A 24,136-nucleotide genomic window follows, 5' to 3' on the forward strand; every position below is an offset into this window, starting at 1 on the left:
TCACAAGGTGAACAAGCATGCATGCACTAGGGGTAGCAACGGTGGAAGACGCAGAGCGGTTGGTGCAAGCCAGCCCGCTCTCGCATATCAAGGTGGGCTTGTCCGACATAGACGGCGTCATGTTGGGCAAGTACTTGCGGCGCGACAAGTTCCTGAGCGCGCTGCGTTCAGGGCTGGCGTTCTGCGATGTGGTGTTGGGCTGGGATCTGGATGACCAGCTCTACGACAACACCAAGTACACCGGCTGGCACACCGCCTACCCCGATGCAAAGCTGCGGATTTTGCCGCATACCGGCCGCAGGCTGCCGCTGGAGCAAGGGCCGGGCGGCGAAGACATGTTGCTGTTCCTGGCCGAATTCGAAGGGGATGCGGGCGCTATCTGCCCGCGGCGGCTGCTGCATCGCACGTTGGACCGCGCTGCGGGCATGGGTTTTGACGTGTATGCCGCGCTGGAATACGAGTTTTTCATGTTCCGCGAAACGCCGCACTCTGTGCGCGCCAAAGGCTATCGCAATCTTGAGAACTGGACGCCCGGCAATTTCGGATACTCCGTGTTGCGCAGCACCGTCGAGGGCGACTTCTATCGCAAGCTGCTGGACATGTGCGAGCGCATGGACATGCCTATCGAAGGCCTGCACACCGAGACGGGGCCAGGCGTGCTGGAAGCCGCGCTTGCGGTGGATCTGGCGGCCGCTGCCGGCGACAAGGCATTCCTGTTCAAGACCTTTACCAAGGCGCTTGCGCAGCAGAATGGCTTGATGGCGACCTTCATGGCCAAGTGGTCGCACGATCATCCAGGCCAGAGCGGTCACATTCACCTGTCTTTACGCGACAAGAAAAGTGGACGTTCCGCTTTTTTTGACGAGTCTCAGCCGCACGGGATGAGCGCCGTGCAATCGGCTTTCATGGCGGGTGTGCAACGCTACTTGCCGGAATTCATGGCGCTGTATGCGCAGACCATCAATAGCTATTCGCGTCTGGTGCCTGGTTACTGGGCGCCGCTGGATGCAACCTGGGGCATGGAGAACCGCACCACTGCGTTGCGGCTCATTCCCGGTGGCGACAAATCGCAGCGTGTCGAGGTGCGCATAGGTTCGGCCGACGCCAATCCCTATTTGGCCTTATCAGCCGCTCTCGCCTCGGGACTGTATGGCATCGAGCAGGGCCTCAAGCCCGAGCCCATCGTGCACGGCAATGCCTACACACAGCAGTTCCCCAGCCATCTGCGTCTACCCACCACGTTGTGGGAAGCGGCCCAGCGACTGCGTGAATCGGACGCCGCGCGTCACCTGTTTGGCGATGCTTTCGTCGAACACTATGTCGCCACGCGGGAATGGGAAGAAAGACAGTTCAGGCGCCACGTCACTGATTGGGAGTTGGCGCGCTATTTCGAAATCATCTAAGCGTCGGCCGAACCGATGCCAGATCAACCGCTTGCATAGGGCCGCCATGACCCAGGAACTCATCACCATCAGTCCCATCGACGGGCGCGAGGTTGTTCGCCGCGCCTACGCCAGCGAGACGCAGATTGCGCAGGCGCTGGCAAACGCGCAGTCCGCGCAACCCGCGTGGCATGCGTTGGGCGTGCAGGAACGGGGACGTCTTGTGTCGGCGGCCGTCGACCGATTTGTGGAAGCGCGAGACGAGATCGCGCGCGCCATCACCATCCAGATGGGCCGGCCCTTGCGTTACACGCCGGGCGAGGTGGCGGGCTTTGAGGCGCGCGCGCGGCACATGATCGCCATTGCGGACGAGGCGCTGGCGCCGATTCCAGCGCCGCCGCAGGCAGGTTTTAACCGCTACATCAGCCGGGAACCCATCGGCGTCGCGCTGACCATCGCGCCGTGGAACTACCCCCTGCTGACGGCAGTGAACAGCATTGTTCCGGCGTTGATGGCAGGCAACACCGTCATCCTCAAGCATTCCGACCAGACGCCGCTATGTGCTGAATTGATTGAACGCGCATTTCGCGACGCGGGCCTGCCTAAAGGCGTATTCCAGTATGTGCATGCCTCGCACGAGATTGTGCAGCGAATGATACGCGCCCCTGAGATCGGTTATGTGTCCTTCACGGGTTCTGTACGCGGTGGACGCAATGTCGAGGAAAGCGCGGCAGGGCGGTTCATCGGCGTGGGTCTGGAGCTAGGCGGCAATGATCCCGCCTACGTGCGGGCCGACGCCAAGATCGAGCATGCCGTTGAAACGCTGGTGGACGGCGCCTTCTTCAATTCCGGGCAATCCTGCTGCGGTATTCAGCGCATCTATGTGGCCAAGCCGCTGTACGACGAATTCATTGAGCGCGCCGAGGCCTTGACGCGCGCTTATGTGCTGGGAAATCCGCTGCATGCCGATACTACGTTGGGGCCGGTCGTCCGAACGCGCGCCGCGGCTGAGATCCGCGGCATCATCGCCGAAGCTGTTTCAGCTGGCGCACAAAATATGATAGATCCCTCGCATTTCAAAGAAGCGAGTGAAAGCTCGCCTTATGTCGCGCCGGCCTTGCTAACGCGAGTAAACCATCATATGCGTATCATGAACGATGAGTGCTTTGGCCCTGTCGTTGGAATCATGCCTGTGGATAACGATGAAGAGGCGATCGCATTGATGAATGACAGCCCGTATGGGCTCACCGCTGCGGTGTTCACGCAAGATGAAGATGCCGCGCTGCGTATTGGCAGGCAGGTTCGCACAGGCACGTTCTTCATGAACCGGTGCGACTATCTGGACCCGGCGTTGGCCTGGACCGGCGTTAAGAACACAGGGCGTGGCGTATCGTTGTCCGCAGTGGGATACGAACAACTCACGCAAGCCAAATCCTTTCATCTGCGCAGCGTCTGACAAGACGGTTACAGGAAACGAGCCATGACAGTGCCCAGCGTAAATTGGAACTACCCGACGGCGATCAAGGCCGGTCCAGGCCGTATCAAAGAGCTGCCGGACTGGTGCCGGGAATTGGGTATGACGCGGCCTTTGCTCGTGACAGATCCGGGCCTGGCGGCGTTGCCGATGATCGGCGACGCGGTGCGCGCGTGCCGCCAGTCGGGTCTCGAATGCGGCTTGTTCCATGAGATCAAAGGCAATCCCACCGGGCGCAATGTCGATGAGGGTGTCGCCGCCTACAAACAGGGACGCCACGATGGCGTGATCGCTTTCGGGGGCGGATCTGCATTGGATGCAGCCAAAGCTATTGCCTTGATGGCAGGGCAGAAGCGCCCCTTGTGGGACTTCGAAGATATCGGTGACAACTATCTGCGTGTCAATGTGGCTGGCATGGCGCCTGTCGTCGCCATACCGACGACAGCGGGCACGGGGTCGGAAGTCGGGCGCGCATCCGTTATCACCGACGAGTCAGCCCAGGTCAAGCGCATCATTTTTCATGCGCGCATGTTGCCGTCCATCGTTATCCTGGACCCCGAACTTACTGTCGGCCTCCCGCCAAAAATTACCGCCGCCACCGGCATGGATGCGCTGTCGCACAACCTGGAAGCCTACTGTTCGCCGTTCTTTCATCCGATGGCGGCGGGCATCGCGCTGGAGGGTATGCGGCTCATCAAGGAATATCTGCCGCAAGCAGTAGCGGACGGCCGCGACTTGCAGGCGCGTCAGCAGATGCTTGTGGCTTCAAGCATGGGCGCGACCGCATTCCAGCGGGGGCTGGGCGCCATGCATGCGTTGGCGCATCCCCTGGGAGCGCTGTATGACGCGCACCACGGCATGCTCAACGCCATTCTCATGCCTTATGTATTGAAGGCAAACCAGCATGCGGTCGCGCCGCGGCTGGAAGCGTTGGCGCGCTACCTGGATCTGCCCGAAGCAGGCCCGGGCGCGGTATTGGACTGGGTGTTGCGTTTGCGGGAGACGGTGGGCATCCCCCATACGCTCGCCGAAATTGGCATTGACGATGCCCAGGCAGAGCGGGTCGGCCGCATGGCCAGTGAAGACGCTTCAGGGGGAACGAACCCCGTTATTTTCACGGCCGATCAATATTCTTCACTTTTTCAAGCAGCAATCCGCGGAATCCTGTAAGATTCGGCCCCTCTGCGCGGTAACGCGTGTGGCAGAACAAAAGTTTTTGAATATTTTGGTCCGATTGGTTTGACAGCGGATTTGAATGTGTTCATAATCTCAAGTTCTCCGCTGGAGGGGTGCCCGAGTGGTTAAAGGGGGCAGACTGTAAATCTGTTGGCCTTGCGCCTACATTGGTTCGAATCCAATCTCCTCCACCAGAGACCCATACCTAAATCCAGGCGATGTCTGCCTGGATTTTAAAATGTAGGCCTAGGGAACTGGGCGGCTTTCGCAAAGAAGGCTGTAAGGTTCCCCAGGCCTTGATTTTGAAGGTTTGGGAAAGAGAAGGTGAATGGGTATGCCGCGGGTGTAGCTCAATGGTAGAGCAGAAGCCTTCCAAGCTTACGACGAGGGTTCGATTCCCTTCACCCGCTCCAAAGATTTTTAAATGCCCATGTGGCTCAGTGGTAGAGCACTCCCTTGGTAAGGGAGAGGTCGCGCGTTCGATCCGCGCCATGGGCACCACAAATTTCCCGAGTTCTTTTCTTCAGTCTGAAGCGCAATCCAGGTCAGGAGTCAGCCATGGCAAAAGGCAAGTTTGAACGTACCAAGCCGCACGTGAACGTGGGTACGATTGGTCACGTTGACCACGGCAAAACGACGTTGACGGCAGCTATCACGACCGTTCTGTCGAACAAGTTCGGTGGCGAAGCCAAGGGCTACGACCAGATCGATGCGACTCCTGAAGAAAAGGCTCGCGGCATCACGATCAACACCGCTCACGTCGAGTACGAAACGGCAGCGCGTCACTACGCGCACGTTGACTGCCCGGGCCACGCTGACTATGTGAAGAACATGATCACGGGCGCGGCGCAAATGGACGGCGCGATTCTGGTGGTTTCGGCCGCTGACGGCCCGATGCCGCAAACGCGTGAACACATCCTGCTGTCGCGCCAAGTTGGCGTGCCGTACATCATCGTCTTCCTGAACAAGGCTGACATGGTTGACGACGCCGAGCTGCTCGAGCTGGTGGAAATGGAAGTTCGCGAGCTTCTGTCGAAGTACGACTTCCCGGGCGACGATACCCCGATCATCAAGGGTTCGGCCAAGCTGGCGCTGGAAGGCGACAAGGGCGAACTGGGCGAACAGGCCATCATGAACCTGGCTGACGCTCTGGACTCGTACATCCCGACGCCTGAGCGTGCCGTTGACGGCGCGTTCCTGATGCCGGTTGAAGACGTGTTCTCGATCTCGGGTCGCGGCACGGTGGTTACCGGCCGTATCGAGCGCGGCATCGTCAAGGTTGGCGAAGAAATCGAAATCGTCGGTCTGGTTCCGACGGTCAAGACGACTTGCACGGGCGTTGAAATGTTCCGCAAGCTGCTCGACCAAGGTCAAGCTGGCGACAACGTGGGCATTCTGCTGCGCGGCACCAAGCGTGAAGACGTCCAGCGCGGCCAAGTTCTGGCCAAGCCGGGCTCGATCACCCCGCACACGGACTTCACGTCCGAGGTGTACATCCTGTCCAAGGAAGAAGGCGGCCGTCACACTCCGTTCTTCCAAGGCTATCGTCCCCAGTTCTACTTCCGCACGACGGACGTGACTGGCACGATCGAGCTGCCGGCCGACAAGGAAATGGTTCTGCCGGGCGACAACGTCGGTATGACGGTCAAGCTGTTGGCTCCGATCGCCATGGAAGAAGGTCTGCGTTTCGCCATTCGTGAAGGCGGTCGTACCGTCGGCGCCGGCGTCGTCGCCAAGATCCTGAAGTAATCAATACCCAAGTGGGTAGAGTGGACCAAAAGTCCCTCTACCCATTTTTGCCGTAAAAGTGTTATGATGTTTGGCTCCGCGATCATTTGCGCTGAATAGTTAATTTTTATTCGCGCGAACGGCCCAGGATGCCAGTGAATGTAGTGCAAGCCAGTAGTGTTTTAGGGGCATAGCTCAATTGGCAGAGCGTCGGTCTCCAAAACCGAAGGTTGTAGGTTCGATTCCTACTGCCCCTGCCACCGCCAGGATAAACCCGCGGGAGATCATCGCGAGTTACGCATTCACGGCGGCTCGCGTCGCAATATGTCTAATACCAGCGTAGAAACCGTAACTAGTACCGCCGACCGGGTCAAGCTCGGACTGGCGGTTCTCGTCGTTATTGCTGGCATCGTCGGGTTTTCCGTGCTTAGCGCACAGCCGATGCCTGCTCGTGTCGGCGTGTTTGTCGGCGGCCTAGTCATCGCAGCCGCGATTGCATGGTTCAGCGAACCCGGCCGCCGTACCTTGAGCTTTGCCAGCGAGTCCTACAACGAAGTCAAGCGTGTCGCATGGCCTACTCGCAAAGAAACGACCCAAATGACGGGTATCGTTTTTGCGTTTGTGGCGATCATGGGCATTTTCATGTGGGTGCTCGATAAGGGCATCGAATGGATTCTTTACGGCCTGTTGTTGGGCTGGAAATAAGGACGGCGAATGAGTAAGCGTTGGTATGTCGTCCATGTGTATTCCGGCATGGAAAAAAGCGTACACAAGGCCCTGCTCGAGCGCATCGAGCGCGCGGCCTTGCAGACGTCTTTTGGCCAAATTCTTGTGCCCTCCGAAGAAGTCGTCGAGGTCAAGGGTGGCCAGAAGTCGATCACCGAACGCCGCATTTTCCCCGGTTATGTCCTGGTTGAAATGGACCTGACCGACGAAACGTGGCATTTGGTCAAGAATACAAACCGCGTCACCGGCTTTTTGGGTGGCTCGGGTAATCGTCCGACCCCGATTTCCGCCAAGGAAGTCGAGAAGATCCTCTCCCAGATGGAAGAGGGTGTCGAGAAACCCCGCCCCAAGATTCTGTTCGAAGTGGGCGAGATGGTTCGGGTCAAGGAAGGTCCGTTTGCAGACTTCAACGGCAACGTCGAAGAAGTCAATTACGAAAAGAGCAAGGTGCGCGTGTCGGTCACCATTTTTGGTCGTGCCACACCCGTCGAACTCGATTTCAGCCAGGTCGAAAAGACCTGAATTTAACCCCCGGGGAGCCCAGGCCATTAAGGCCCGGGCGATATAACCCGCAAGGAGCAAAGCATGGCGAAAAAGATCGTCGGCTTTATCAAGCTGCAAGTACCGGCTGGTAAGGCTAACCCCTCCCCCCCGATTGGCCCGGCACTGGGTCAACGCGGCCTGAACATCATGGAATTCTGCAAGGCGTTCAACGCCAAGACCCAAGGCATGGAGCCTGGTCTGCCGATTCCGGTGGTGATCACCGCCTTCGCGGACAAGAGCTTCACCTTCATCATGAAGACCCCGCCCGCGACGGTCCTCATCAAGAAGGCTGCCGGCGTGCAAAAGGGTTCGCCCAAGCCGCATACCGACAAGGTCGGTACGCTGACCCGCGCCCAGGCTGAAGAAATCGCCAAGGCTAAGGGCCCCGATCTGACCGCCGCTGATCTGGACGCCGCTGTGCGTACGATCGCTGGCAGCGCCCGCAGCATGGGCATCACGGTTGAGGGGATCTAATCATGGCAAAACTGTCCAAGCGCGCCGCAAGCATTGCGCAAAAGATCGACCGCACCAAGCTGTACCCGGTCGCTGAAGCCCTGACCCTGGTCAAGGAAACCGCCGTCGCCAAGTTCAATGAATCCATTGACGTGGCTGTGCAGCTCGGCATCGACCCGAAGAAGTCGGACCAACTGGTTCGCGGTTCGGTCGTTCTGCCCGCTGGCACCGGCAAGTCGGTTCGCGTTGCCGTGTTCGCCCAAGGCGAAAAGGCTGAAGCCGCCAAGGCCGCTGGCGCCGACATCGTCGGTCTGGACGACCTGGCTGACGCAATCAAGGCCGGTCAAATGGACTTTGACGTCGTCATCGCCTCGCCCGACACGATGCGTGTCGTGGGTGCCCTGGGCCAGATCCTGGGTCCCCGTGGCTTGATGCCGAACCCGAAGGTCGGCACCGTGACGCCTGACGTCGCGACCGCTGTCAAGAACGCCAAGGCCGGTCAGGTTCAGTACCGTACCGACAAGGCTGGCATCATCCACGCAACGATCGGCCGCGCGTCGTTCGGCGTGGAACAGCTGCAAACCAACCTGGCCGCTCTGGTCGACGCCCTGCAAAAGGCTCGTCCCGCAGCTGCCAAGGGCATTTACCTGCGTAAGCTCGCCGTTTCGTCCACGATGGGCGGCGGTGCGCGCGTGGAACTTGCCTCGCTGTCGGCTTCTAACTAAGCCAACAGCAGTAAACGTACTTTGGGCTGCATCCGGATTCCTCTGGATGTTGCTGTCAAAGACCGCTGGAGCAGGGTGGTGGCAGGGTACTCGGTATCCCCGCCGCTCCGCTTAATCCCGAAGCTTGGATAGTTCGAATCCAGCGTAGACGGCGTCCCCAGGAAGATTTCTTTACACGAAGAACTCGACCAGGCGCCGCATTCGGTTGACGCGCAAGGCTCAGGCCCCAAGCGTCTTTTGATGGAGTGTTCAAACCGTGAGTCTCAATCGTCAAGAGAAAGCGGTGGTAATCGAGGAAGTCTCGGCAGAAGTTGCCAAGGCACAATCGATTGTTATCGCTGAGTACCGTGGTCTGGACGTCGCCTCTGTCACCGTACTGCGCAAAACTGCGCGTGAATCGGGCGTGTATCTGCGTGTTCTGAAGAACTCGCTGGCCCGTCGTGCTGTTGCCGGCACGGCTTTCGAGCCGTTGGCTGAGCAACTGACCGGTCCGCTGATCTATGGTATCAGCGCTGATCCGGTTTCGGCGGCCAAGGTCCTCGCAGGTTTCGCGAAAAGCAACGACAAGCTGGTCATCAAGGCGGGCGCATTGCCCAACAACTTGCTGAACCAAGAAGGTGTGAAGGCTCTGGCCACCATGCCCTCCCGCGAAGAGTTGCTGTCGAAACTGCTGGGCACCATGCAAGCCCCGATCGCGCAATTCGTGCGTACGCTCAACGAAGTTCCGACCAAGTTTGCCCGTGGCCTCGCGGCCGTGCGCGACCAAAAGGCAGCGGCCTAAATCGCCCTGCTGTCCGGAATTCGCTGAACGACGAAGCGACACCCAAACCCTGGCATTACCAAAATATTTGGAGTTCTGAAAAATGGCACTTAACAAAGCTGAAATCCTTGACGCCATCGCTGGCATGACCGTGCTCGAGTTGTCCGAGCTGATCAAGGAAATGGAAGAGAAGTTCGGCGTGTCGGCTGCTGCCGCTGCTGTTGCTGTTGCTGCTCCTTCGGCCGGCCCCGCTGCCGCTGCTGAAGAGCAAACCGAGTTCAACGTCGTCCTGCTGGAAGCCGGCGCGAACAAGGTTAGCGTCATCAAGGCCGTGCGCGAGCTGACCGGTCTGGGTCTGAAGGAAGCCAAGGACCTGGTTGACGGCGCTCCGAAGCCCGTCAAGGAAGCTGTGGCCAAGGCTGACGCCGAAGCCGCCAAGAAGAAGCTGGAAGAAGCTGGCGCCAAGGTCGAAGTCAAGTAAGACCTGCGTCAACTGCCCGGGGACAGCACAGTTTGCAGTCCCCGGGCTTTTGCGTTTCCAGGAAACCCCTACTGGGGGCATGCCCTTTCAGGGGGGTTTCCTGGAGTCGTATCACCTAGGGCCGTGGTTGACGGCCCATGCAACCTCGAGTCGGAGTGCTCATGCCTTACTCGTACACCGAAAAAAAGCGCATCCGCAAAAGCTTCGCCAAGCGTGAAGACGTTCAAAACGTTCCTTTCCTTTTGGCGACACAGCTTCAATCCTACCTAACTTTCCTGCAGGCGGATACCGCCCCGTCCGATCGCCTAGCCGACGGTTTGCAGGCGGCGTTCTCGTCGATTTTCCCGATCGTTAGTCACAACGGTATGGCGCGCTTGGAGTTCGTGAGCTACGTGCTCGGCGAACCGGTGTTCGATGTCAAGGAATGTCAGCAACGTGGTTTGACCTATGCCTCGCCCCTGCGAGCCAAGGTCCGCCTGGTGCTGCTTGACCGCGAAGTCAGCAAGCCGACCGTGAAAGAAGTGAAGGAACAGGAAGTCTACATGGGCGAAATTCCGCTCATGACAGGCACGGGTTCCTTTGTTATCAATGGCACCGAGCGTGTCATCGTGTCGCAGCTGCACCGTTCGCCTGGCGTGTTCTTCGAACACGACCGCGGCAAAACGCACAGCTCCGGCAAGCTCCTGTTCTCGGCCCGCGTGATTCCTTACCGTGGCTCGTGGCTGGACTTCGAATTCGATCCGAAGGACGTCCTGTTCTTCCGTGTCGACCGTCGTCGCAAGATGCCTGTCACGATTTTGTGCAAGGCCATCGGCATGACGCCGGAATCCATCTTGGCCAACTTCTTCGACTTCGATAATTTCGAACTCAAGAGCGAAGGCGCAATGATGGAATTCGTGCCCGAGCGTTGGAAGGGCGAAATGGCCCGCTTCGACATCTCGGATCGCGATGGCAAGGTCATCGTCGAAAAAGACAAGCGCATCAATGCCAAGCATTTGCGCGATCTGGCTGCCGCTGGCATCCAGCGTATCTCCGTGCCCGAAGACTTCTTGTTCGGCCGTGTGCTGGCCAAGAACATCGTTGACGAAGATACGGGCGAAGTTATCGCCAACGCCAACGACGAAATCACGGAAAGCGTGTTGGGCGCTCTGCGCGACTCGAACGTCTACGACATTCAGGCGCTCTACACGAACGACCTGGACCGTGGTCCGTACATCTCGCAAACCCTGCGCACCGATGAAACCGCCGACCAGATGGCCGCGCGCGTTGCCATCTATCGCATGATGCGTCCTGGCGAGCCCCCCACCGAAGAAGCGGTGGAAGCGCTGTTCCAGCGTCTGTTCTACAGCGAAGAGACGTACGACTTGTCGCGCGTCGGCCGCATGAAGGTCAACAGCCGTCTGGGCCGTGGTGAAGACATCACCGGCCCGATGACGCTGACCAACGAAGACATCCTTGAAACCATCAAGGTGCTCGTTGAGCTGCGTAACGGCCGTGGCCAGATCGATGACATCGATCACTTGGGCAATCGTCGCGTACGTTGCGTGGGCGAACTGGCTGAAAACCAGTTCCGCGCCGGCTTGGTGCGCGTTGAGCGCGCCGTCAAGGAACGTCTGGGCCAGGCCGAGACGGAAAACCTGATGCCGCACGACCTGATCAACTCCAAGCCGATTTCGGCAGCTATCAAGGAGTTCTTCGGTTCGAGCCAGCTGTCGCAGTTTATGGACCAGACCAACCCGCTGTCGGAAATCACGCACAAGCGTCGTGTTTCCGCACTGGGACCTGGCGGTCTGACTCGCGAGCGCGCCGGCTTTGAAGTCCGTGACGTGCACCCGACCCACTATGGCCGCGTCTGCCCGATCGAAACGCCGGAAGGCCCGAACATCGGTCTGATCAACTCCATGGCGCTGTACGCTCGTTTGAACGAGTACGGCTTCCTGGAAACGCCTTACCGCAAGATTATCGATGGCCGCGTGAGCGAGCAGATCGATTACCTGTCGGCCATCGAAGAAAGCCACTACGTCATTGCACAGGCTAACGCCGCGCTGGACGAGCAAGGCAGCTTCGTTGACGATCTGGTTGCTTGCCGTGAAGCAGGCGAAACGATGCTGACGTCGCCGGCCAACGTGCATTACATGGACGTTGCCCCGTCGCAGATCGTGTCGGTCGCTGCCTCGCTGATTCCGTTCCTTGAGCACGATGACGCGAACCGCGCACTGATGGGCGCCAACATGCAACGTCAGGCTGTGCCTTGCCTGCGTCCGGAAAAGCCGGTCGTGGGTACGGGTATCGAGCGCACCGTGGCTGTTGACTCGGGTACCACCGTGCAAGCACTGCGTGGCGGTCTGGTCGATCACGTTGACGCCGAGCGCGTCGTGATTCGCGTGAACGACGAAGAAAACGTCGCCGGTGAAGTTGGCGTCGATATCTACAACCTGATCAAGTACACGCGTTCGAACCAGAACACGAACATCAACCAGCGTCCTATCGTCAAGCGTGGCGACAAGGTTGCCAAGGGTGACGTGCTGGCCGACGGCGCATCGACCGACCTGGGTGAACTCGCCCTGGGTCAGAACATGCTGATCGCGTTCATGCCGTGGAACGGCTACAACTTCGAAGACTCGATCTTGATCTCCGAAAAGGTTGTGGCTGACGATCGCTACACCTCGGTTCACATCGAAGAACTGACGGTTGTTGCTCGTGACACGAAGCTCGGTCCGGAAGAAATCACCCGCGACATCAGCAACCTGGCTGAGACGCAGTTGAACCGTCTGGACGATTCCGGCATCACCTACATCGGCGCCGAAGTCAGCGCTGACGACGTGCTGGTTGGTAAGGTCACGCCGAAGGGCGAGACCCAGCTGACTCCGGAAGAAAAGCTGCTGCGCGCCATCTTCGGTGAAAAGGCTTCGGACGTTAAGGACACCTCGCTGCGCGTGCCTTCGGGCATGACCGGCACCGTCATCGACGTGCAAGTGTTCACCCGTGAAGGCATCGTGCGCGACAAGCGCGCTCAGTCCATCATTGATGATGAACTGCGCCGCTATCGCCAAGACCTGAACGACCAATTGCGCATCGTTGAAAACGACCAGTTCGACCGTATCGAAAAGATGCTGGTCAACAAAACCGTTAACGGCGGCCCGCGCAAGCTGGCCAAGGGCGCCACGATCACCAAGGCTTACCTGGCTGATCTGGACCGTTGGCAGTGGTTCGACATCCGTCTGGCCGATGAGCCGCACGCTGTCGTCCTGGAACAAGCCAAGGAATCGCTCGAGCAGAAGCGTCACCAGTTTGATCTGGCCTTCGAAGAGAAGCGCAAGAAGCTGACGCAAGGCGACGAGCTGCCCCCGGGCGTGCTGAAGATGATCAAGGTCTACCTGGCCGTGAAGCGTCGTCTGCAACCTGGTGACAAGATGGCAGGCCGTCACGGTAACAAGGGTGTGGTTTCGCGTATCACCCCGGTGGAAGACATGCCGCACATGGCTGACGGCACGCCGGCCGACATCGTTCTGAACCCGCTGGGCGTGCCCTCGCGGATGAACGTCGGTCAGGTGCTGGAAGTTCACTTGGGCTGGGCTGCCAAGGGTGTGGGCCACCGCATTGCCGATCTGCTGCGCGACGAGCGCACTGCGCAGGTCAAGAACGTCCGTGCTTACCTGGACAAGGTCTACAACACGACCGGCTCCGGCGCCCGCATTGACGAGCTGACCGACGAAGAAGTCATGGAAATGGCCCAGAACCTCAAGAACGGCGTGCCGTTCGCGACGCCCGTCTTCGACGGCGCGACCGAAGAGGAAATCACCACGATGCTGGAGCTGGCCTATCCGGACGACGTCGCCGAGCGCATGGCGTTGACGCCTTCGCGTACGCAAGCGTGGCTGTACGACGGCCGTACGGGCGAGAAGTTCGAGCGCCCCGTGACTGTCGGCTACATGCACTATCTGAAGCTGCATCACTTGGTCGACGACAAGATGCACGCGCGTTCCACCGGCCCGTACTCGCTGGTTACTCAGCAGCCGCTGGGTGGTAAGGCGCAGTTCGGCGGTCAGCGTTTCGGGGAAATGGAAGTGTGGGCGCTGGAAGCATACGGCGCCGCCTACACCCTGCAAGAAATGCTGACGGTGAAGTCGGACGACATCAATGGTCGTACCAAGGTTTACGAAAACATCGTCAAGGGCGACCACGTCATCGACGCCGGCATGCCGGAATCGTTCAACGTGCTGGTTAAGGAAATCCGCTCGTTGGCCCTGGACATGGATTTGGAGCGTAACTAATGAAAGCGCTACTCGACCTATTTAAGCAAGTCTCGCAAGACGAGCAGTTCGATGCCATCAAGATCGGCATCGCGTCGCCCGAGAAGATCCGTTCGTGGTCTTACGGCGAAGTTCGCAAGCCCGAGACCATCAACTACCGCACGTTCAAGCCTGAGCGTGACGGTCTGTTCTGCTCCAAGATCTTTGGCCCGATCAAAGACTACGAGTGCTTGTGCGGCAAGTACAAGCGCTTGAAGCATCGTGGCGTGATCTGCGAAAAGTGCGGCGTTGAAGTTACCGTTGCCAAGGTTCGCCGTGAACGCATGGGCCACATCGAGCTGGCCAGCCCTGTCGCGCACATCTGGTTCTTGAAGAGCCTGCCGTCGCGTCTTGGCATGGTGCTCGACATGACCCTGCGGGACATCGAACGCGTTCTGTACTTTGAAGCCTGGTGCGTGATCGAACCTGGCATGACGCCGCTCAAGCGCGGTCAGATCATGTCGGATGACGATTTCCTCGCCAAGACCGAAGAGTACGGCGACGATTTCCGTGCCCTGATGGGCGCGGAAGCCGTGCGCGAACTGCTGCGTACCATCGACATCGACCGCGAAGTGGAAACGCTGCGCGGCGAACTGAAGGCCACCAGCTCGGAAGCCAAGATCAAGAAGATTTCCAAGCGCCTGAAGGTGCTGGAAGGCTTCCAGAAGTCGGGCATCAAGGCCGAGTGGATGGTCATGGAAGTGCTGCCCGTGCTGCCGCCGGACTTGCGTCCACTGGTGCCGCTGGACGGCGGCCGCTTCGCGACCTCCGACCTGAACGACCTGTACCGCCGCGTCATCAACCGCAACAACCGCTTGAAGCGCCTGCTGGAGCTCAAGGCGCCGGAAATCATCCTGCGCAACGAAAAGCGGATGTTGCAAGAAGCGGTTGACTCGCTGCTGGACAACGGCCGCCGTGGCAAGGCCATGACGGGCGCCAACAAGCGTCAGTTGAAGTCGCTGGCCGACATGATCAAGGGCAAGAGCGGTCGTTTCCGCCAGAACTTGCTGGGCAAGCGCGTCGACTACTCGGGCCGTTCGGTCATCGTGGTGGGTCCGCAGCTCAAGCTGCATCAGTGCGGTCTGCCCAAGCTGATGGCCCTGGAACTGTTCAAGCCGTTCATCTTCAATCGTCTGGAGATGATGGGCCTGGCCACGACCATCAAGGCTGCCAAGAAACTGGTGGAAAGCCAGGAACCGGTGGTTTGGGACATCCTGGAAGAAGTCATCCGCGAACACCCGGTCATGCTGAACCGTGCGCCTACGCTGCACCGTTTGGGCATCCAGGCGTTTGAACCCGTCCTGATCGAAGGCAAGGCCATCCAGCTGCACCCGCTGGTTTGCGCGGCGTTTAACGCCGACTTCGACGGTGACCAGATGGCTGTTCACGTGCCGCTGTCGCTGGAAGCCCAGCTGGAAGCGCGTACGCTGATGCTGGCGTCCAACAACGTGCTGTTCCCGGCCAACGGCGAACCGTCGATCGTGCCGTCCCAGGATATCGTGCTGGGTCTGTACTACACGACGCGTGAGCGCATCAACGGCCGCGGCGAAGGCATTTTCTTCACCGACGTCGCTGAAGTGCAACGTGCTTACGACAACGGCGAAGTCGAGCTGCAAAGCCGCGTCACCGTGCGTCTGAAAGAGCACGAGCGCGACGAAGCTGGCGAATGGCAACCGGTTATCCGTCGTCACGAGACGACGGTCGGCCGTGCGCTGCTGTCCGAAATTCTGCCGAAGGGCCTGCCCTTCACGGTGCTGAACAAGGCACTGAAGAAGAAGGAAATCTCGCGCCTGATCAACCAGTCGTTCCGCCGTTGCGGCCTGCGCGACACCGTGATCTTCGCTGACAAGCTGATGCAGTCGGGCTTCAAGCTCGCCACGCGCGGCGGTATCTCCATCGCCATGGGCGACATGCTGATCCCGACCGCCAAGGAAGGCATCCTGGCCGAAGCCAGCCGCGAAGTGAAGGAAATCGACAAGCAGTACTCGTCGGGTCTGGTCACGTCCCAAGAACGCTACAACAACGTTGTGGACATCTGGGGCAAGGCTGGCGACAAGGTCGGCAAGGCGATGATGGAACAACTGGCTACCGAACCCGTGATCAACCGTCACGGCGAAGAAGTGCGCCAGGAATCGTTCAACTCCATCTACATGATGGCTGACTCGGGCGCCCGCGGTTCGGCTGCCCAGATCCGCCAGCTGGCTGGTATGCGCGGCCTGATGGCCAAGCCGGACGGCTCCATTATTGAAACGCCGATTACCGCGAACTTCCGTGAAGGCCTGAACGTTCTTCAGTACTTCATCTCGACTCACGGTGCGCGTAAGGGTCTGGCCGATACGGCACTGAAGACCGCTAACTCCGGCTACCTGACCCGTCGTCTGGTCGACGTGACGCAAGACTTGGTGATCACCGAGGACGATTGCGGCACTTCGCTGGGCTACAACATGAAGGCGCTGGTCGAAGGTGGTGAAGTCATCGAACCGCTGCGCGACCGTATCCTGGGTCGTGTTGCCGCCATTGACATCATCAACCCCGACACGCAGGAAACGGCGATTGTTGCCGGTACCCTGCTGGACGAAGATCTGGTCGAAACCATCGACCGTATCGGCGTGGACGAAGTCAAGGTCCGCACCCCGCTGACGTGCGAAACGCGTCATGGTTTGTGCGCTCACTGCTACGGCCGCGACCTGGGTCGTGGTTCGCCGGTCAACCAAGGTGAAGCGGTTGGCGTTATCGCCGCCCAATCCATTGGTGAACCGGGCACGCAGCTGACGATGCGTACGTTCCACATCGGTGGCGCGGCGTCGCGTTCGGCTCTGGCCAGCGCGGTGGAAACCAAGTCCAGCGGTTTGGTCGGTTTTGCCAGCACGATGCGCTATGTCACGAACGCCAAGGGCGAACGTGTGGCGATTTCGCGCTCCGGCGAACTGGCGATCTTCGACGACAACGGCCGCGAACGCGAACGCCACAAGATCCCGTACGGCGCGACCGTGCTGGTTGGTGATGGCGAAGCTGTGAAGGCTGGCGCGCGTCTGGCATCGTGGGACCCGCTGACCCGTCCGATCGTGTCGGAATACAGTGGCGCTGTCCGCTTCGAGAACATTCAAGAAGGCGTGACCGTTGCCAAGCAGGTGGACGAAGTCACCGGTCTGTCGACGCTGGTTGTCATTACCCCGAAGACCCGTGGCGGCAAGATCGTCATGCGTCCGCAGATCAAGCTGGTCAACGAGAATGGCGAAGACGTCAAGATCGCTGGCACCGACCACTCGGTGAACATCACGTTCCCGGTGGGCGCGCTGATTACCGTGCGTGACGGCTTGCAGGTTGCCGTGGGTGAAGTTCTGGCGCGTATTCCGCAAGAATCGCAAAAGACCCGCGACATTACCGGCGGTCTGCCGCGAGTGGCCGAGCTGTTCGAAGCCCGTTCGCCGAAGGACGCCGGCATGCTCGCCGACGTTACCGGTACGGTCTCGTTCGGTAAGGATACGAAGGGCAAGCAACGTCTGGTCATCACCGACCTGGAAGGCGTGAGCCACGAGTTCCTGATTCCGAAGGAAAAGCAGGTTCTGGTGCACGACGGCCAAGTGGTGAACAAGGGCGAAATGATCGTGGACGGCCCGGCCGATCCCCACGACATCCTGCGCCTGCAAGGCATCGAAAAGCTGGCGACCTACATCGTCGACGAAGTCCAAGACGTTTACCGTCTGCAAGGCGTGAAGATCAACGACAAGCACATTGAAGTGATTGTTCGTCAGATGCTGCGTCGTGTGAACATCGTTGACGCGGGCGATACCGAGTTCATCCCGGGCGAGCAGGTTGAGCGTTCCGAGCTGTTGAACGCGAACGATCGTTGCGCAGCGGAAGATCGCATCCCCGCCGTGTACGACAACGTGTTGCTGGGTATCACGAAGGCCTCGCTGTCGACCGACTCGTTCATTTCGGCTGCATCGTTCCAGGAAACCACTCGTGTCCTGACCGAAGCCGCCATCATGGGCAAGCGCGACGATCTGCGTGGCTTGAAGGAAAACGTTATCGTCGGCCGTCTGATTCCGGCAGGTACGGGCTTGGCTTATCACCACGCTCGCCGCGACAAGGAAGAGCTGGAGGCGGCGGAACGCGAAGCCGCTCGCCAGCAGGCCAACCCGTTCGAAGACTCGCCGGTTACGGTGGGCTCGGACGCAGAAGCCCCGGCAGCCGATGTCGGTACCGAGGATTCCGCCGAATAAGCGGAATATCCTGGACGGGTCCCCCGCGCGCAGCACCGGCGCGGGGAGCCTGTAAAAAAAGGCCGCTGATGCGAATCAGCGGCCTTTTTGTTTCTCGTGCGTAAGGATTACTTCGTAGTCTGAGCGCGTGCGCGCTGAAAGGCGGGCCCCCAAGCGGGGTGGCCGGCTTCATTGGGGGCCAGTTCAAACCCTGGGTCTAACCCCAGGATGCGGGTAAAACTGTCTTCGCACAGCCGGGCATAGTTGCTGACGCAGTAGCTGAAGGCTTGCAGTTTGTAGGCCTCGATACGGACGGCTTTGGGCGAGGTGGCCAGCGCGTCAGACTTGGCAACATTACGGATGACCTCGCCATAGCGGCCGGCGCCATAGGCGTCGCGTACTTGTTGCAATTGCGCCATCGCTTCGGGCGTTGGCGGGCTTTCGGGCGGCTGGGACGGCGTTCCAGCGCAACCAGCGAGCATCAGAGACACGCCGAGCAGAGGGCTCAGAAGGCGAATTTTCATGGCTTCCAAAGGTATTGAGAGATTTGGCGATACGCTATCGTGCCACAGCCTGATGCGCTCGGACATTTTCGGCAATGTCCTTGCGGTGCGGATTGGATAATATTCTGGCTGTTCATCCTTAAACTTGTTCTCAGCGCATGAGCGCAGCATCGATCATGTCTTCTACCGCGGGCCTGCTGACGCCGCGTGGCCCCTTTTCCGGCGCTGCGCCGCTCGCGTTGCGTCCGTTAAGTGCGATCGCGGCCAGTTCGGCAGGCGGCGTTCCAGAAACACGCATTAAGCGGTTAGTGTCAGACCTGCTTCCGTCCTTGATTGCGCTCCATGCGCAAGGAGAGATCTGCGGCGATATCTCGCTGGAGACCGTAGGCATGGATGAAGGCGCTCGCGCGCATTTACTGCCCGAATTGGTGGTTGCCCGTTCGCGCCGGACCACTCGCAGCCCTACACCCGGATTTGCGCCATTCGAACTCTATTCCGACTCGACGGAATGGCCGCGAGGCCCCTGGAGTGACGTTTACGGGCTGTGCGCCGTGATGCATGCACTAGTGACCGGGCACCGGCCCCCTCCGTCGCCGGAGCGCCGCGCCATGGATACATACGAACCCTTGGCATCGATGGGCCTGCCCAAGTATGACCAGGCTTTTCTGAGCATCATCGATGCCGGCCTGGCCATGGCGCCGGCGGATCGGCCGCAGACCTTGGCCGAGTTTGCCAGCGTGTTGGGTGTGGCGGCGTATATCGAACCCGAGCCTTCTGGCGACGATGCCGTTGCTGGCGCACAGCGGGCCGCGCCAGCGGCTTCTGCCAGCGTGACGCGCAAGTCCTCCCGTATGCGCCGGTCGCTCCTGGGAATGCTGACTGTCGTCGCCTTTATCGGACTGGGTGTGTATTCCTGGTTTCATTGGGGTATGGGCACTCCCAACGCCCTGATCACCCGATCGGAGCTCGTCACGCCGAATCCTCCGGTGGTGCACCCTTTGCCGCCTGTCCCGCCTGTGGCGGGATCGGTCGCACCACCGCCAGTGGCGGTGGCCACGTCTTCGCCTCAACCGGTATTGCTGGCAGGTGAATTGACCGCCCGTTGGGCTCCTCCGAATGATCCGCAGTCAGCTGCGGCCAACTCGGCGGTGTCCGCGGTTGCTGCGCTTTCCGCAGCGCCTGCCACCCTGGAGCCGGCGCCTGCGCTGCCTGCCGACGAAGCTGCCGTCAAGCCCAAGCCTGTACTCGTGCCTGTCCGCTTGGATATACGCCCTTGGGGCGAGGTGTGGATCAACGGGATCGCGCGCGGCATCAGTCCGCCCGTGAAAGAAGTGCGGCTGATTCCGGGCAAGTACCAGGTGGTGCTGAGGAACGCGGACTTACCGCCCTACAAAGCGACGATCGAAATCAAACCGGGCAAGCCCGCGGTGATCTCGCACGTCTTCCAGTAAGCGGTGTCAGGCTGCCGCTGCGTCTTCCGGCGCGGCAGGCAGACGCAGGGAAAATACCGACCCGGCGCCGGGTTCGCTGCTGACTTCCACTGATCCGCCATGGCGTTCGGCCACCGTGCGCACGAACGCCAATCCCAATCCCGCACCGCCCACGTCGCCACGGGTTTCCACGCCTACGCGTGAGAATGGCTCGAACAGCCGCGTCAGATCCTCGGGGGCAATACCTTGCCCCTGGTCGCGGATACTCACTCGCCAAAAGCCCGGCTCTTCGTTGATGCCGCATTCGATGCGGGTGTGCGCCGGGCTGTATTTAATAGCGTTGTCGATCAGATTGCACAGCGCACGCATCAGCAGAGTCTGGTCGCCGCGCACATAGGCGGCAGGCAAGGGCATTTGCAGCGCCAGTGTGATGTTCCGCTTGTGCGCCGATGCCCAGAATTCATCTACACCGTCTTGCAGCAGGCTTCCTAAATCCAACTCGACTGCGCTGATCGTCATAGACTCCGCCCGAGTCAGATGCACAAAGTCGTCGACGAGATGCAAGGTTCGGTTGGCCAGCATGGCGATGCGCGCAAGGGTGTCGCCTTGATCTGTCTCCGCGCCGCTTTCCTGCTTCATTTCGACTAGCGCCAGGATGGAACTCTGCGGAGCCCGCATGTCGTGCGAGATGAAGCGCAGGGTCTCTTCCCGCTGGCGTTCTGCCTGACGGATGCGTGATATGTCGGTCAATGTGGCGACGGTGCCGGCGAAGTGGCCTTCAGCGGTGTGAATCGGCGCGCATTTCAGAATCAGGTCGCGGCCAGCGTAATCACGCACTTCAAGGTCGGCGCTCCAAGGCGACGTCGTGTCGGCCGGTTGCTGGCCACTAAGCGCGTCGGCTACGCGTTGGCGCGTGGCATCGTCTGATATCGTTTTCTCAAGCAAATGCGTTGCGGGATGGCCCACTCGCGGGGGGCGCATGCCCAGGCGCTGGAAGTACATGACCGCCGCTTGATTCCGGAATTGCATGCGGCCTTCCTGATCAAAAACGAGCGTAGCGTCCGGCATGCCGTCCAAGCCATCGGCCAGGAAGCGCCGCAAGTTGCGAACCCGCGCCAGCGCGCGTTGCAACTCGCCAACCCGGCTTTCCAGCGATGCGCTGGTGCTGGTCACCTGCGCCCGGGCTTCATTCAGGATAGGCGGGTACTCGCGTTGCAGGCGGCGCAGTTCGTTGTCCATATAGCGCAGCGCGGCTTCCTGGCTGCGCCAGCTCCATAAGGGGTAGCAAAGCGCCACGCCCGCCAAGGCTGCGGTCGGAGCAAACCACAGCTGCGCATTGACCAGCAGTAGCCAAGACGCCAACAGAATGCACCCAAACAATGCAATGCTGACCAGCAAGGCGCGTTTGGGCGACAAGCGCCACAAAGCCAGGCAGGCCAAGAGCACTGGAAGGGCCGAAAATAGCGCGTTCCATGCGGGGGGCGGGCGCAGGAACGATCTGTTGTCGCGTGCGGCTTGCAGCAGGTTGGCGATGATCTCCACGCCCGACATACCGCTGATGTCGTGCGAGACGGGCGTGGGGTAGGCGTCGCCAAGACCCGTGGCCCAGGCGCCGACCAGCACATACTTGCCGCGCAGCTCCTCAGCCGGCAGATCACCGCGCAGCACCGACAGGTACGAGACTGTCCGCATATGCGCCGTTCGCCCGGCGTAAGGGATGAGTATGGTGGCGTCAGGGCCTGCGCGCTGCAGCAGCCGTTGTGCCTGTTCCGCCTGTCCGCCGACCTCCAGCATGGAAATCGCCATATGGTTCCAGCGATCTCCCCGGAATTGCGTAGACAGCACGGCCTCGCGCACGACGCCATCCGAGTCGATGCGTGCGTTGATGAAGCCTTCCGATGCAGCGGCTTGCGCCAGCGCGGGGATAGGCACCTCGATAGCGGTAGGGCGGTGTAGCCGGTCCAGCACAACCGGCAGGACGGTATGTCCATTGCGACGGATGCTGTTGGCCAATATCAGGTCGTCATTGGGATTGACCGTGTCGTTTTCCGCGAATATCAGATCCAATCCCACCGCGCGGGCGCCTTGCAAACGGTCCAGCAATGCTGCATGGACGGCTCGGCGCCAAGGCCAGCGGCCCAGCGTATCGATACTGGCGTCGTCGATCGCGACGATCAGAATATCGGGATCTGCCTCGCGTCCGGACATCATCGCGGCGCGGTCGTAGAGGATCTGGTCAACGCGGCCCAATCCGTTGAGCGAGCCCAGTACGGCAGCCAACACTGCCAACACCACTGTCAACCACAGCCCTGAGTGCGAGGTCCGGTCGAGAGGGTCGGCTGTGTCGGCCATTGGGCGGGCTCTAGTATTCAGTCAACGTGATGAGACCGCCTGTGCCGCTGCCTACGCCCACGCCGAAAGACGTCATCAGTTGATTCGCGCCTTCGAACGAGGCGACCGCATCCCGGCCACGCAGGCCTAGTTCGTCCACGGCGCGCACCGACACATAGTAGGTGCCGGGACCGGGCGCGGTGAATCGGATGTCATTGCTGGGAAAGCTGGTTGACGACACGGGCAGGGCGCCTTCGGCATCACGTGAGACACGCACCAGGTACTGTTCGGCGCCGGGCACGGGGGCGAAAGTGCTGGTCCATGCGCCGCCGCCTGAACGGACGGGCTGACTCAGTTCAGGCGCCGTCAGCAGCGCGCGCACGCCAGACACACTACCGTCCGCGCGGACCGCTGCGCCGTAACCCGTAGCCACAGCAACCGGCTTGGCGGGCGCCGTGCCGGGCGCGTGAGCTTGCAGGCGTACGCTGCCTTCCAGCACTTCACTTTGCACGCCACCAGACCCGCTTTGCACACGGAAGCGCGTGCCGCGTACGCCCGTCACCGCAACCGGCGTGCGCACTTCAAATCGGCCCACCCCTTGTCCGGTGGGAGCAACGGTGGATTCGACACTGCCCCGTTGGACATGGATAACGGAGTCCGTCAGCTCGGCGCCTTCAAATTGACGCAGACGCGTGAGTTCAACCGAGCCATCGGCCGGTAGCGTGAGCTTGGAGCCATCAGCCAGTTCCAGCGTGACAAAGCCGTTGGGCGCGGTGACGACGGTGCTGCCCTCGGCCAAGGTGGCGCCAGGTTGCAGCGGCTTGCCGTTCATATTGGCCTGTCCGCTTACGTGCACCACGCGCGCGGGAGCGGCGCGTTCGGGAATCATCGCAAGAGGAATACGCAGCTCAAGCCCGATTGGCAGCGCTTCCGGACTGATCACCTTGTTCAAGGTTTGCAGTTGCGCCCAGTTGGCTTGATTTCGCGTGTACAGGGTCGCCAGATTGATCAGCGTGTCGCCTTGACGAATGCGATAGATGAAATCGTCGCCCAGGGCGCCGGCAGGTTGGCTGTTCGCGGGGGCGGAAAGCGTCAGGCAGGCAAAGAGGGCAAGCGAAGAAAGCGCGCGGCAGCGGCTCATGAAAATCGGTTCTCCGGAGGTTCGCGCGAAAGCGTCTATGAGGGGCTGGCCTGGTTGTCGTCGGACGTGCTGACCAGCTCCAGCCGGTAGCCCAGGGCGTAGGACGAGGTCAGCCGCACACCGTGCTCGGGACGCAATTGGAGCTTTTGCCGGATGTTCGACAAGTGAGTGTCCAACGTTCGCGAGGTGGCGGGAATTTCCCGGTTCCATACGCATTCGGCTAGTACGTCGCGCGACATCAGCCGGCCCAGATTGCGGAAAAAAAGCAGCGCCAATTCGAATTCCTTGGGCGCCAAAGTCACGGTGGCGCCATCAAGCGAGATGGCGCGCGCTGCGGGCTCGATGTGGTAATGCGCCACATCGAACGAATCGTTGGCGGGCTCGGCGATCTGGCTGCGCCGCAGCAATGCGGCGACGCGGGCCAATAGTTCGAGTGGACGCAGTGGCTTGACGATGTAGTCGTCGGCCCCCGCCCGCAGCCCTTCTACCAGATCATCTTCACTGGACCGGTTGGTCAGGAAAATGACGGGAACGCGAGGGCCGATGTTGGCGCGCAACCAGCGCACCACATCGTCGCCGTCGATATCAGGTAAATGCCAGTCCAGCAGCACCAGATCGAAACTCTCGGTGCGCAGCGCAGCCAGCAGATCCCGGCTTTGGTGATAACTGGTGCAGGTATATCCGGCAGCGGTCAGAACTTGCTGGATACGGCGGGCTTGATCTAAGTCGTCTTCCAGCGACGCGATTTTCATCAGACGTATTCTCGCGAAGGTTTGCTACGCAAGC

17 protein-coding genes and 4 tRNA genes are annotated in these 24,136 nt (G+C 60.3%); 17 read left to right on the plus strand and 4 right to left on the minus strand.

Annotated elements, in window-relative coordinates; translation table 11 throughout:
• Window positions 1-17 precede the first annotated feature (17 nt).
• The 16 genes from RAS12_RS21945 (at window position 18) to rpoC (ending at window position 17,966) form a co-directional block, all read left to right on the plus strand.
• On the plus strand, window positions 18-1,403 hold the full coding sequence (locus tag RAS12_RS21945) for a glutamine synthetase family protein (protein ID WP_306940812.1): 1,386 nt from the start codon (window positions 18-20) through the stop codon (window positions 1,401-1,403).
• A gap of 46 nt (window positions 1,404-1,449) precedes the next feature.
• Window positions 1,450-2,838, plus strand: coding sequence for an aldehyde dehydrogenase family protein (locus RAS12_RS21950; protein ID WP_306940813.1), 1,389 nt, complete (start codon window positions 1,450-1,452; stop codon window positions 2,836-2,838).
• A gap of 24 nt (window positions 2,839-2,862) precedes the next feature.
• Window positions 2,863-4,026: an iron-containing alcohol dehydrogenase gene (locus tag RAS12_RS21955; protein WP_306940816.1), complete on the plus strand. Its 1,164-nt coding sequence runs from the start codon at window positions 2,863-2,865 to the stop codon at window positions 4,024-4,026.
• 113 nt (window positions 4,027-4,139) lie between these two features.
• Window positions 4,140-4,226: transfer RNA gene (locus RAS12_RS21960), tRNA-Tyr, on the plus strand.
• Between the two features lie 145 nt (window positions 4,227-4,371).
• A tRNA-Gly gene (locus RAS12_RS21965) sits at window positions 4,372-4,445 on the plus strand.
• 13 nt (window positions 4,446-4,458) lie between these two features.
• Window positions 4,459-4,533: transfer RNA gene (locus RAS12_RS21970), tRNA-Thr, on the plus strand.
• A gap of 57 nt (window positions 4,534-4,590) precedes the next feature.
• A complete protein-coding gene (tuf, locus tag RAS12_RS21975; protein WP_306940817.1) occupies window positions 4,591-5,781 on the plus strand; it encodes an elongation factor Tu in 1,191 nt (396 codons plus the stop codon).
• A gap of 163 nt (window positions 5,782-5,944) precedes the next feature.
• Window positions 5,945-6,020 (plus strand) — tRNA-Trp (locus RAS12_RS21980).
• Window positions 6,021-6,084: 64 nt separating this feature from the next.
• Window positions 6,085-6,465, plus strand: a complete 381-nt coding sequence (gene secE, locus RAS12_RS21985) for a preprotein translocase subunit SecE (protein WP_306940818.1) — start codon at window positions 6,085-6,087, stop codon at window positions 6,463-6,465.
• 9 nt (window positions 6,466-6,474) lie between these two features.
• Window positions 6,475-7,008: a transcription termination/antitermination protein NusG gene (gene nusG, locus RAS12_RS21990; RefSeq protein ID WP_306940820.1), complete on the plus strand. Its 534-nt coding sequence runs from the start codon at window positions 6,475-6,477 to the stop codon at window positions 7,006-7,008.
• A gap of 63 nt (window positions 7,009-7,071) precedes the next feature.
• Window positions 7,072-7,503: a 50S ribosomal protein L11 gene (rplK, locus tag RAS12_RS21995; protein WP_046806050.1), complete on the plus strand. Its 432-nt coding sequence runs from the start codon at window positions 7,072-7,074 to the stop codon at window positions 7,501-7,503.
• 2 nt (window positions 7,504-7,505) lie between these two features.
• Window positions 7,506-8,207 (plus strand): 50S ribosomal protein L1, encoded by a 702-nt coding sequence (gene rplA, locus RAS12_RS22000; protein WP_306940827.1) that lies wholly within the window; start codon window positions 7,506-7,508, stop codon window positions 8,205-8,207.
• A 256-nt stretch (window positions 8,208-8,463) separates the two neighbouring features.
• Entirely contained in the window at window positions 8,464-8,988 is a 525-nt protein-coding gene (rplJ, locus tag RAS12_RS22005; protein ID WP_306940829.1) for a 50S ribosomal protein L10, read from the plus strand.
• A gap of 82 nt (window positions 8,989-9,070) precedes the next feature.
• Complete coding sequence (gene rplL / locus RAS12_RS22010) at window positions 9,071-9,448, plus strand: 50S ribosomal protein L7/L12 (RefSeq protein ID WP_306940831.1); 378 nt, start codon at window positions 9,071-9,073, stop codon at window positions 9,446-9,448.
• Window positions 9,449-9,609: 161 nt separating this feature from the next.
• Entirely contained in the window at window positions 9,610-13,722 is a 4,113-nt protein-coding gene (rpoB, locus tag RAS12_RS22015; RefSeq protein WP_306940833.1) for a DNA-directed RNA polymerase subunit beta, read from the plus strand.
• A complete protein-coding gene (gene rpoC, locus RAS12_RS22020; RefSeq protein WP_306940834.1) occupies window positions 13,722-17,966 on the plus strand; it encodes a DNA-directed RNA polymerase subunit beta' in 4,245 nt (1,414 codons plus the stop codon). Before rpoB ends, rpoC begins: the two co-directional genes overlap by 1 nt.
• Window positions 17,967-18,073: 107 nt before the next feature.
• On the opposite strand, the gene RAS12_RS22025 is transcribed toward rpoC, so the two are convergent.
• Window positions 18,074-18,469 (minus strand): TssQ family T6SS-associated lipoprotein, encoded by a 396-nt coding sequence (locus RAS12_RS22025; RefSeq protein WP_306940835.1) that lies wholly within the window; start codon window positions 18,467-18,469, stop codon window positions 18,074-18,076.
• A 155-nt stretch (window positions 18,470-18,624) separates the two neighbouring features.
• Here RAS12_RS22025 and RAS12_RS22030 point away from each other — a divergent pair, with 155 nt between their 5' ends.
• Window positions 18,625-19,899 (plus strand): serine/threonine-protein kinase, encoded by a 1,275-nt coding sequence (locus RAS12_RS22030; RefSeq protein ID WP_306940836.1) that lies wholly within the window; start codon window positions 18,625-18,627, stop codon window positions 19,897-19,899.
• Between the two features lie 6 nt (window positions 19,900-19,905).
• On the opposite strand, the gene RAS12_RS22035 is transcribed toward RAS12_RS22030, so the two are convergent.
• From RAS12_RS22035 to RAS12_RS22045, 3 genes are read right to left on the minus strand one after another with little or no spacing between them, the layout of a single operon-like run.
• A complete protein-coding gene (locus RAS12_RS22035; RefSeq protein WP_306940837.1) occupies window positions 19,906-22,230 on the minus strand; it encodes a CHASE2 domain-containing protein in 2,325 nt (774 codons plus the stop codon).
• A 10-nt stretch (window positions 22,231-22,240) separates the two neighbouring features.
• Window positions 22,241-23,350, minus strand: a complete 1,110-nt coding sequence (locus tag RAS12_RS22040) for a FecR family protein (protein ID WP_306940838.1) — start codon at window positions 23,348-23,350, stop codon at window positions 22,241-22,243.
• Between the two features lie 35 nt (window positions 23,351-23,385).
• Complete coding sequence (locus tag RAS12_RS22045) at window positions 23,386-24,102, minus strand: response regulator transcription factor (protein WP_306940840.1); 717 nt, start codon at window positions 24,100-24,102, stop codon at window positions 23,386-23,388.
• Between the last annotated feature and the right edge of the window lie 34 nt (window positions 24,103-24,136).

Source organism: Achromobacter seleniivolatilans, from assembly GCF_030864005.1.
GTDB classification, from domain to species: domain Bacteria; phylum Pseudomonadota; class Gammaproteobacteria; order Burkholderiales; family Burkholderiaceae_B; genus Achromobacter; species Achromobacter seleniivolatilans.

Excerpts from the sequence above, each read along its gene's own strand:
- rpoB (WP_306940833.1), top strand. The coding sequence starts at position 9,610 with ATGCCTTACTCGTACACCGAAAAAAAGCGCATCCGCAAAAGCTTCGCC.
- secE (WP_306940818.1), top strand. The coding sequence starts at position 6,085 with ATGTCTAATACCAGCGTAGAAACCGTAACTAGTACCGCCGACCGGGTC.
- rpoC (WP_306940834.1), top strand. The coding sequence starts at position 13,722 with ATGAAAGCGCTACTCGACCTATTTAAGCAAGTCTCGCAAGACGAGCAG.
- rplA (WP_306940827.1), top strand. The coding sequence starts at position 7,506 with ATGGCAAAACTGTCCAAGCGCGCCGCAAGCATTGCGCAAAAGATCGAC.
- RAS12_RS22040 (WP_306940838.1), bottom strand. The coding sequence starts at position 23,350 with ATGAGCCGCTGCCGCGCGCTTTCTTCGCTTGCCCTCTTTGCCTGCCTG.
- rplL (WP_306940831.1), top strand. The coding sequence starts at position 9,071 with ATGGCACTTAACAAAGCTGAAATCCTTGACGCCATCGCTGGCATGACC.
- RAS12_RS21955 (WP_306940816.1), top strand. The coding sequence starts at position 2,863 with ATGACAGTGCCCAGCGTAAATTGGAACTACCCGACGGCGATCAAGGCC.
- RAS12_RS22025 (WP_306940835.1), bottom strand. The coding sequence starts at position 18,469 with ATGAAAATTCGCCTTCTGAGCCCTCTGCTCGGCGTGTCTCTGATGCTC.
- rplK (WP_046806050.1), top strand. The coding sequence starts at position 7,072 with ATGGCGAAAAAGATCGTCGGCTTTATCAAGCTGCAAGTACCGGCTGGT.
- nusG (WP_306940820.1), top strand. The coding sequence starts at position 6,475 with ATGAGTAAGCGTTGGTATGTCGTCCATGTGTATTCCGGCATGGAAAAA.
- RAS12_RS21945 (WP_306940812.1), top strand. The coding sequence starts at position 18 with ATGCATGCACTAGGGGTAGCAACGGTGGAAGACGCAGAGCGGTTGGTG.
- RAS12_RS22045 (WP_306940840.1), bottom strand. The coding sequence starts at position 24,102 with ATGAAAATCGCGTCGCTGGAAGACGACTTAGATCAAGCCCGCCGTATC.
- tuf (WP_306940817.1), top strand. The coding sequence starts at position 4,591 with ATGGCAAAAGGCAAGTTTGAACGTACCAAGCCGCACGTGAACGTGGGT.
- RAS12_RS21950 (WP_306940813.1), top strand. The coding sequence starts at position 1,450 with ATGACCCAGGAACTCATCACCATCAGTCCCATCGACGGGCGCGAGGTT.
- RAS12_RS22035 (WP_306940837.1), bottom strand. The coding sequence starts at position 22,230 with ATGGCCGACACAGCCGACCCTCTCGACCGGACCTCGCACTCAGGGCTG.
- RAS12_RS22030 (WP_306940836.1), top strand. The coding sequence starts at position 18,625 with ATGTCTTCTACCGCGGGCCTGCTGACGCCGCGTGGCCCCTTTTCCGGC.